The organism is Streptococcus sp. 3613 (assembly GCF_013277375.1).
Taxonomy (GTDB): Bacteria; Bacillota; Bacilli; order Lactobacillales; family Streptococcaceae; genus Streptococcus; species Streptococcus pseudopneumoniae.
Genome location: NZ_VMMV01000035.1, coordinates 1 through 7,896, shown reverse-complemented (window position 1 = coordinate 7,896; position 7,896 = coordinate 1). Strand labels below are relative to the sequence as shown.

Annotated in this window: 6 protein-coding genes; 5 read left to right on the top strand and 1 reads right to left on the bottom strand. The window is 42.3% G+C overall.

Features of this window, described 5'->3' with window-relative positions:
* Positions 1-11 precede the first annotated feature (11 nt).
* The gene (gene mntE / locus HT708_RS04190) at positions 12-1,196 is read right to left on the bottom strand and encodes a CDF family manganese efflux transporter MntE (RefSeq protein ID WP_172926029.1); all 1,185 of its coding nucleotides are present in this window, start codon (positions 1,194-1,196) and stop codon (positions 12-14) included.
* A 307-nt stretch (positions 1,197-1,503) separates the two neighbouring features.
* Here mntE and HT708_RS04185 point away from each other — a divergent pair, with 307 nt between their 5' ends.
* From HT708_RS04185 to HT708_RS04165, 5 genes are all read left to right on the top strand, one after another.
* Positions 1,504-4,200 (top strand): cation-translocating P-type ATPase, encoded by a 2,697-nt coding sequence (locus HT708_RS04185; protein WP_172926028.1) that lies wholly within the window; start codon positions 1,504-1,506, stop codon positions 4,198-4,200.
* 12 nt (positions 4,201-4,212) lie between these two features.
* Positions 4,213-5,010: a glutathione-dependent disulfide-bond oxidoreductase gene (gene yghU / locus HT708_RS04180; RefSeq protein WP_001277396.1), complete on the top strand. Its 798-nt coding sequence runs from the start codon at positions 4,213-4,215 to the stop codon at positions 5,008-5,010.
* A gap of 217 nt (positions 5,011-5,227) precedes the next feature.
* Positions 5,228-5,638 carry a peptide deformylase gene (locus tag HT708_RS04175; protein ID WP_138700386.1) on the top strand — a complete coding sequence of 137 codons (411 nt, stop codon included), beginning with the start codon at positions 5,228-5,230 and terminating at the stop codon, positions 5,636-5,638.
* 11 nt (positions 5,639-5,649) lie between these two features.
* Positions 5,650-7,245, top strand: a complete 1,596-nt coding sequence (locus HT708_RS04170; RefSeq protein WP_000822846.1) for a hypothetical protein — start codon at positions 5,650-5,652, stop codon at positions 7,243-7,245.
* Between the two features lie 177 nt (positions 7,246-7,422).
* Entirely contained in the window at positions 7,423-7,587 is a 165-nt protein-coding gene (locus tag HT708_RS04165; RefSeq protein ID WP_049511965.1) for a YczI family protein, read from the top strand.
* Positions 7,588-7,896: the final 309 nt, after the last annotated feature.

The following is a 7,896-nucleotide window of genomic DNA, read 5'->3' as shown; positions in this document are numbered from 1 at the left end:
ACAGGATTTTTCTATTCTTTTTTTGTTTCTTGATGAAAGATATTTTGCCAAGTTTCATGGCGACGCCAGATACTGGTGTGGATGATACCATCTAACTCATAGCTGATGAGTTTGGTCTTTTGACTGATGGAAGTGATTTGGATGTCCTTGATAGCTGAATTCAAGTCTTTTTCTGCTTTATAGGCCTCTTTATCCATCTGCTTTCCGTCTTGGCGAATATAGACAAAATCATCAGCCAATAGTTCTTCCAGTTGATTTCCTTGGTCAATCAATTGTTCACGCATAAGCAATTTCTTATAGACATTGTCTAAAATTTCATCCTCAGGGATAGGCGCTGGCTCAATATGGACATCGGTATCAAAGACGCCAAAACGTTCCTCCAGCATAGACTCGACTTGATCCGCAATCTCGTGGCTCTCATAAACCGACAAGTCAGGATTCATTTCTAGCGTAATATCAAGGTAAATGTTGCTACCGTAGGTACGACCTCTTTGGGACTTAACCTTGCTGATTTTGGGAATTTCCATGATGGCCTTTTGATAATCCTCAAGCAGACGGTCATCAAAACCATCTGAAAGACTAAAGGAAGACTCGATAAAGATATCATAGGCAGTTTTCAAGATAAAGAAAGTGATGATGATAGCAACCAGTTTATCCACAATGGGATAATCGAAACTACTAGCTAGGATGGCAATGGTAGTACCAAGAGAGGTAACAGCATCAGAAAGATTGTCCTTGGCAGCTGCCTTCAGCGCCTTGGAGTTGGATTTCTTACTGAGGCGAGTATTGTAGAGATAGACCACAAACATAATCGCTGCAGAAATGATTCCTAGAGTTGCACCCAGAGGATCAATGACCGTTTCTTCATGACTGAGAATTTTTTGAATGGTATCCTGAAGTACATCGAAGCCAACATAGAACATGATGATGGAAGTAATTAAGCTAGCCAAATCCTCAATCTTCCAGTGACCAAAGCGATGGTCACGGTCTGCAGGCTGGCGCGCCATCCGAATCCCAATCAAGAGGGCCACATTTCCAATGATGTCCGACACGTTGTTAAAACCATCGGCCACCAAACTGGATGAATGGAGGAGATGACCAGTTGCTAATTTTGCTGCAGATAAGATCAAATAGGTTGAAATACTGATAATGGCTCCACGCTCAGCTAACTTGAGATTTGAAATAGATTGCTTCATTCAACTTCCTTTCCAGTCACATAGCATTCTACCATTATACTGGTTTTCAAGGGAAAATTCAAACAAGGCAGTTTTTACTCTTTGAAAACTTTTCAAAATTTGGTATAATAGTACTACTCAAGGGAGTAGCTGGCAGAAACCTGTGATAGTGTCGTCATTCCGAATTTTATACTGAAAAGTATGTTTTCCGGCACTATCTTAAACAGCGAGACTTGTTATGATTAACAGGTCTCTTTTTGTTTGTCGTGAAAAGATGCGATGAGGGAAAAGAGAGTCTGTTTTGCACACAATGTCAAGGAGGAGACACATGTCAAAAGAACAAAAACGCCAAGCGTTTTACACTCAGAGTCCTGAAGAGGTCTTGAAGGCTGTGGATGCGACCGAGCAAGGTTTGTCATCAAGTGAGGCGGAAAAGCGCCTTGCCGAATTTGGCCACAATGAACTCGAAGAAGGCGAGAAACGATCAATCCTGGTCAAATTCATCGAGCAATTTAAGGATTTGATGATTATTATCCTAGTTGCGGCGGCTATCTTGTCAGTCGTGACTTCTGGTGGGGAAGACATCGCAGATGCCATTATCATTTTAGCCGTGGTTATCATTAACGCTGCCTTTGGTGTTTACCAAGAAGGAAAAGCAGAAGAAGCCATTGAAGCCCTCAAATCTATGTCAAGTCCAGCTGCTCGCGTTCTTCGTGATGGGCATATGGCGGAGATTGATTCAAAAGAATTGGTACCTGGAGATATCGTTGCCCTTGAAGCAGGTGACGTTGTGCCAGCAGACCTACGTTTGCTAGAAGCCAACTCTCTTAAGATCGAAGAAGCTGCTCTGACAGGTGAGTCTGTACCGGTTGAAAAAGACTTGACAGTCGAGCTTGCGACAGATGCTGGTATTGGTGACCGTGTCAATATGGCCTTCCAAAACTCAAACGTAACCTACGGTCGTGGGATGGGAGTTGTTGTCAATACAGGTATGTACACGGAAGTTGGTCATATCGCGGGCATGCTTCAAGACGCTGATGAGACGGATACACCCCTCAAACAAAACTTGAACAACCTTTCTAAGGTCTTGACCTATGCAATCTTGGTCATTGCCCTTGTTACTTTTGTAGTGGGTGTCTTCATTCAAGGGAAGGATCCACTTGGTGAGTTGTTGACTTCTGTTGCCCTTGCCGTTGCAGCCATTCCAGAAGGACTTCCTGCTATCGTGACCATCGTTCTTTCCCTTGGTACTCAAGTTTTAGCCAAACGACATTCCATCGTTCGTAAGTTGCCAGCAGTTGAAACACTTGGTTCAACTGAAATCATCGCTTCTGATAAGACTGGTACGCTGACCATGAACAAGATGACGGTTGAAAAAATCTTCTACGATGCAGTCCTACATGACTCAGCTGATGACATTGAACTGGGTCTTGAAATGCCCCTCCTTCGTTCAGTTGTCTTGGCCAATGATACGAAAATCGATGTGGAAGGCAACCTGATTGGTGATCCAACCGAAACAGCCTTTATCCAGTATGCCTTGGACAAGGGCTACGATGTCAAAGAATTTTTAGACAAATATCCTCGTGTGGCTGAGTTGCCATTTGACTCTGACCGTAAGCTCATGTCAACAGTTCATCCACTTGCAGATGGACGCTTCCTCGTAGCTGTTAAAGGTGCGCCAGACCAACTCTTGAAACGTTGTGTTCTTCGTGATAAGGCTGGGGATATTGCTCCGATTGATGAGAAGGTCACAAACCTCATTCATACAAACAACTCTGAAATGGCTCATCAAGCCTTGCGTGTCCTTGCAGGTGCTTATAAGATTATCGATAGTATTCCAGAAAATCTCACTTCTGAAGAGCTTGAAAATGATTTAATTTTTACTGGTTTGATTGGGATGATTGACCCTGAACGTCCTGAAGCCGCTGAGGCTGTTCGTGTGGCTAAGGAAGCGGGAATCCGTCCAATTATGATTACAGGTGACCACCAAGACACAGCGGAAGCCATTGCCAAACGTTTGGGAATCATTGACGCAAACGATACAGAAGACCACGTTTTAACTGGTGCTGAGCTCAACGAATTATCTGATGAAGACTTTGAAAAAGTTGTTGGTCAATACTCTGTTTATGCCCGTGTGTCTCCAGAGCACAAGGTTCGTATCGTCAAGGCTTGGCAAAAACAAGGTAAGGTCGTTGCCATGACAGGTGATGGTGTCAATGATGCCCCAGCTCTGAAAACAGCAGACATCGGTATCGGTATGGGAATCACTGGTACAGAGGTTTCTAAGGGGGCTTCTGATATGATTCTTGCTGACGACAACTTTGCGACTATTATCGTTGCAGTTGAAGAAGGACGTAAGGTCTTTTCAAATATTCAAAAGACTATTCAGTACTTACTTTCTGCCAATACTGCTGAAGTATTAACCATCTTCCTATCAACCCTCTTTGGTTGGGACGTCTTGCAACCAGTTCATCTTTTGTGGATTAACTTGGTAACCGATACCTTCCCAGCAATTGCACTAGGTGTTGAACCTGCTGAGCCTGGCGTCATGAACCATAAACCACGTGGACGCAAGGCAAGCTTCTTCTCAGGTGGTGTTTTGAGTTCTATTATCTATCAAGGTGTACTCCAAGCAGCTCTTGTTATGAGTGTTTATGGTCTTGCGATTGCTTACCCAGTTCATGTGGGTGACAATCATGCCATTCATGCAGATGCCCTAACGATGGCCTTTGCAACCCTTGGTTTGATTCAGCTCTTCCATGCTTACAATGTCAAGTCTGTCTACCAATCCATCTTGACAGTTGGTCCATTCAAGTCTAAGACCTTTAACTGGTCCATCTTGGTATCCTTTATCCTTCTCATGGCAACAATCGTTGTAGAACCGCTTGAAGGAATCTTCCACGTAACCAAACTAGACTTGTCACAATGGGGAATTGTTATGGCTGGAAGCTTCTCAATGATTATCATCGTCGAAATCGTTAAGTTTATTCAACGCAAACTCGGTTTTGACAAGAATGCGATTTAAGGGAGGTTTCGGATGTCAGCATATCAATTACCGACCGTATGGCAGGATGAAGCTAGTAATCAAGGAGCCTTTACGGGCTTAAATAAACCAACAGCAGGTGCCCGTTTCGAACAAAACTTGCCAAAAGGAGAACAAGCTTTTCAGCTTTATTCACTGGGAACACCAAATGGTGTGAAGGTCACTATCTTATTGGAAGAATTACTAGAGGCTGGTTTTAAGGAAACGGCTTACGACTTGTATAAGATTGCTATCATGGATGGGGATCAATTCGGATCAGACTTTGTGAAGCTCAATCCAAATTCCAAGATTCCAGCCTTATTGGACCAGTCAGGTACTGAAGATGTAAGAGTCTTTGAGTCTGCTCATATTCTTCTTTACCTTGCTGAGAAATTTGGAACTTTTTTACCAAGTAATCCTGTGGAAAAGGTAGAAGTTTTGAATTGGCTATTCTGGCAAGCAGGTGCAGCACCTTTTCTAGGTGGAGGATTTGGACATTTCTTCAATTATGCCCCTGAAAAATTGGAATATCCTATTAACCGTTTTACGATGGAAGTGAAACGCCAGTTGGATTTATTGGATAAGGAATTGGCTCAGAAACCTTATATTGCAGGCAATGACTATACGATTGCAGATATTGCCATCTGGTCTTGGTATGGACAGTTAGTTCAAGGAAAACTTTACCAAGGTTCTGCAAAATTCTTGGATGCCTCAAGTTACCAGAATTTAGTAAAATGGGCAGAAAAAATTGCCAATCGTCCAGCTGTTAAGCGTGGGATGGAAGTAATTTATAAAGAAATTAATACTCTTTGAAAATCTCTTCAAACCACGTCAGCGTCGCCTTGCCGTATATANNTTGAGCAACCTGTGGCTAGCTTCCTAGTTTGCTTTTTGATTTTCATTGAGTATAAGTAGCAAAAAAGTCATCTTCGGATGGCTTTTTGCTACAGTTGAGGGAAAGGGATTGCAGTTATCGGCTTTTGTGCTATAATTGTTATAATATAGTAAAAAACAAGAGGAGTGTGAGGAAGTGGAAAAGAAAATTGTAAAAGATATTTTGTTTTTATCTCAGGCATCTCAGCCGGCAAGTCAGGAAGACCTTTATCTTGCCAGAGATTTGCAGTATACACTCTTAGCAAATCGTGAGACCTGCATTGGTCTAGCTGCCAATATGATTGGGGTGCAAAAGCGCGTGATTATCTTTAATCTTGGCTTGGTTCCCGTGGTCATGTTTAACCCAGTGCTTCTGTCCTTTGAAGGATCCTATGAGGCAGAAGAAGGCTGTTTGTCCTTGGTAGGTGTGAGATCAACTAAGCGTTATGAAAGCATAACGGTGTCCTATCGAGACATTAAGTGGCAGGAACAGACCATTACCTTGACAGGCTTCCCAGCTCAGATTTGCCAGCATGAGTTGGATCACTTGGAAGGACGAATCATTTAGGAGGAAAGCAAATGAAACGAATAGTCTTTGAACTTATTTTTATCGCAACGACCTGGTATATCTTTTTACCGCCCCTTAACCTGACCAGCTGGGAATTTCTCTTTTTCCTCTGTGGGCATTTGCTGCTTGTAGCAATCTTATTTGGCTTTGGCAAGGGAATCAATCTGGTCAAAACGGTTCATGTGCGCCACGGTAAGGCGGAAGCTGCCTTAAATCTTGAGGGTTTCAAAATCAATCGGTTAGGGAAAATTCTGTTAGCTTTGATTGGAGGAATTCTTCTCTTGGCAGCTTTGGTTTCCTTGGTAACTTCCAGCATGTTTCAGGCTAAAAATTATGCCAATGTAGTCACGGTTACGGAAAAAGACTTTACTGAATTTCCTAAGAGTGACACCAGTAAGGTTCCTATCCTAGATAGAAGTACTGCTGAAAAAATTGGAGACCGCTACTTGGGTTCCCTAACCGATAAGGTGTCGCAATACGTAGCGGCAGATACCTATACCCAATTGACAATTGATGGGAAACCTTATCGGGTCACACCACTAGAATATGCAGACCCTATCAAATGGTTTAACAATCAAGCCAAGGGAATCGGTGAGTATATCAAGGTGGACATGGTAACTGGAAATGCGGATTTGGTGGACTTGAAGACACCAATCAAGTATTCAGACTCGGAGTATTTTAACCGTGATGTCAAACGTCACCTGCGCTTGAAGTACCCGACCAAAATCTTTAAAACTCCATCTTTTGAGGTGGACGATGAGGGCAATCCTTTCTATGTAGCAACGGTTTACCAAAAGCAATTTGGACTTGCGGTTCCTCGTCCTGCTTCAGTCATTATCTTGGATGCTACAAATGGAGAAACCAAGGAATACAGCTTATCAGATGTTCCAGAATGGGTGGATAGGATCTATCCAGCAGAGGAAACCATTGAGCAAATCAACTACAACGGCAAGTACAAGGACGGTTTCTTGAATGCCATGATTTCCAAGAAAAACGTGACCCAGACTACCAATGGCTATAATTACTTGTCTATCGGTAATGACATCTATCTCTACACAGGTGTGACGTCGGCTAATGCGGATGAGAGTAATCTTGGTTTCATCCTTGAAAATATGCGAACAGGAGAAATTACTAAGTATAGCTTGGCTTCTGCGACAGAAGAATCAGCCCGTGAATCAGCAGAAGGTGCTGTTCAGGAGAAATCCTACAAAGCAACCTTCCCAATCCTCATCAACCTCAATGACAAGCCTTTCTACATCATGGGTTTGAAGGACAATGCTGGCTTGGTCAAAGAGTATGCTCTAGTAGACGCAGTCGAGTACCAAAATGTTATCGTAGCTACTACAGTGGAAGAGATGCTCAGCAAGTATGCCAATAAAAACGACCTTGAAATTGACAATGCAACGACAGAAAGCATCAAGGGAGTAGTAGCAGACCTCAAATCAGCTGTTATCAAGGGCGACACCGTCTACTTCTTTAAAGTTGATGGCAAGATTTACAAGGTTAAGGCCTCAGTATCAGATGACCTTCCTTACCTTGAAAATGGTAGAACCTTCGAAGGTCAAGTAGGAAAAGACAGCTATCTCAAGACCTTTAAAGTACAGTAATACTCTGCGAAAATCTCTTCAAACCACGTCAACTTTATCTGCAACCTCAAAGCTGTGCTTTGAGCAACCTGCGGCTAGTTTCCTAGTTTGTTCTTTGATTTTCATTGAGTATAAAAAAGGTTTATTTAAGAAATATATGTTATAATAAGGTAAATTAAGACTAATGGAGGATAACAAATGGGTTTTTATTTGATGCTTGCTTCAATGCTACTCGGACTGCTTGCTTTGAAGATAGGTTTTTCTCAGTTCAAGGAGAAAAAAGATAAATTCTTATCTATCTTAACAAGTTTAGCTGGCCTAGCCCTTGTTCTCGTGGCTGTCTGGTTAGGATGGCCCAAATAAATAGAGAAGCCTCGGTTAAACCGAGGTTTTTTCATACTCTTCGAAAATCTCTTCAAACCACGTCAACGTCGCCTTGCCGTATATATGAGACTGACTTCGTCAGTCTTATCTGCAACCTCAAAACAGTGTTTTGAGCAACCTGCGGCTAGTTTCCTAGTTTGCTCTTTGATTTTCATTGAGTATCAGATGAATTTCTTGGTTGTGGCTAAAAAATATGCTACACTATCAATATGAAAATTTTAATCCCAACAGCAAAAGAAATGAACACAGACTTGCCGAGTATCGAGGCAACTCCTTTAAAACCAGAAA

Excerpts from the sequence above, each read along its gene's own strand:
- yghU (WP_001277396.1), top strand. The coding sequence starts at position 4,213 with ATGTCAGCATATCAATTACCGACCGTATGGCAGGATGAAGCTAGTAAT.
- mntE (WP_172926029.1), bottom strand. The coding sequence starts at position 1,196 with ATGAAGCAATCTATTTCAAATCTCAAGTTAGCTGAGCGTGGAGCCATT.
- HT708_RS04185 (WP_172926028.1), top strand. The coding sequence starts at position 1,504 with ATGTCAAAAGAACAAAAACGCCAAGCGTTTTACACTCAGAGTCCTGAA.
- HT708_RS04170 (WP_000822846.1), top strand. The coding sequence starts at position 5,650 with ATGAAACGAATAGTCTTTGAACTTATTTTTATCGCAACGACCTGGTAT.
- HT708_RS04165 (WP_049511965.1), top strand. The coding sequence starts at position 7,423 with ATGGGTTTTTATTTGATGCTTGCTTCAATGCTACTCGGACTGCTTGCT.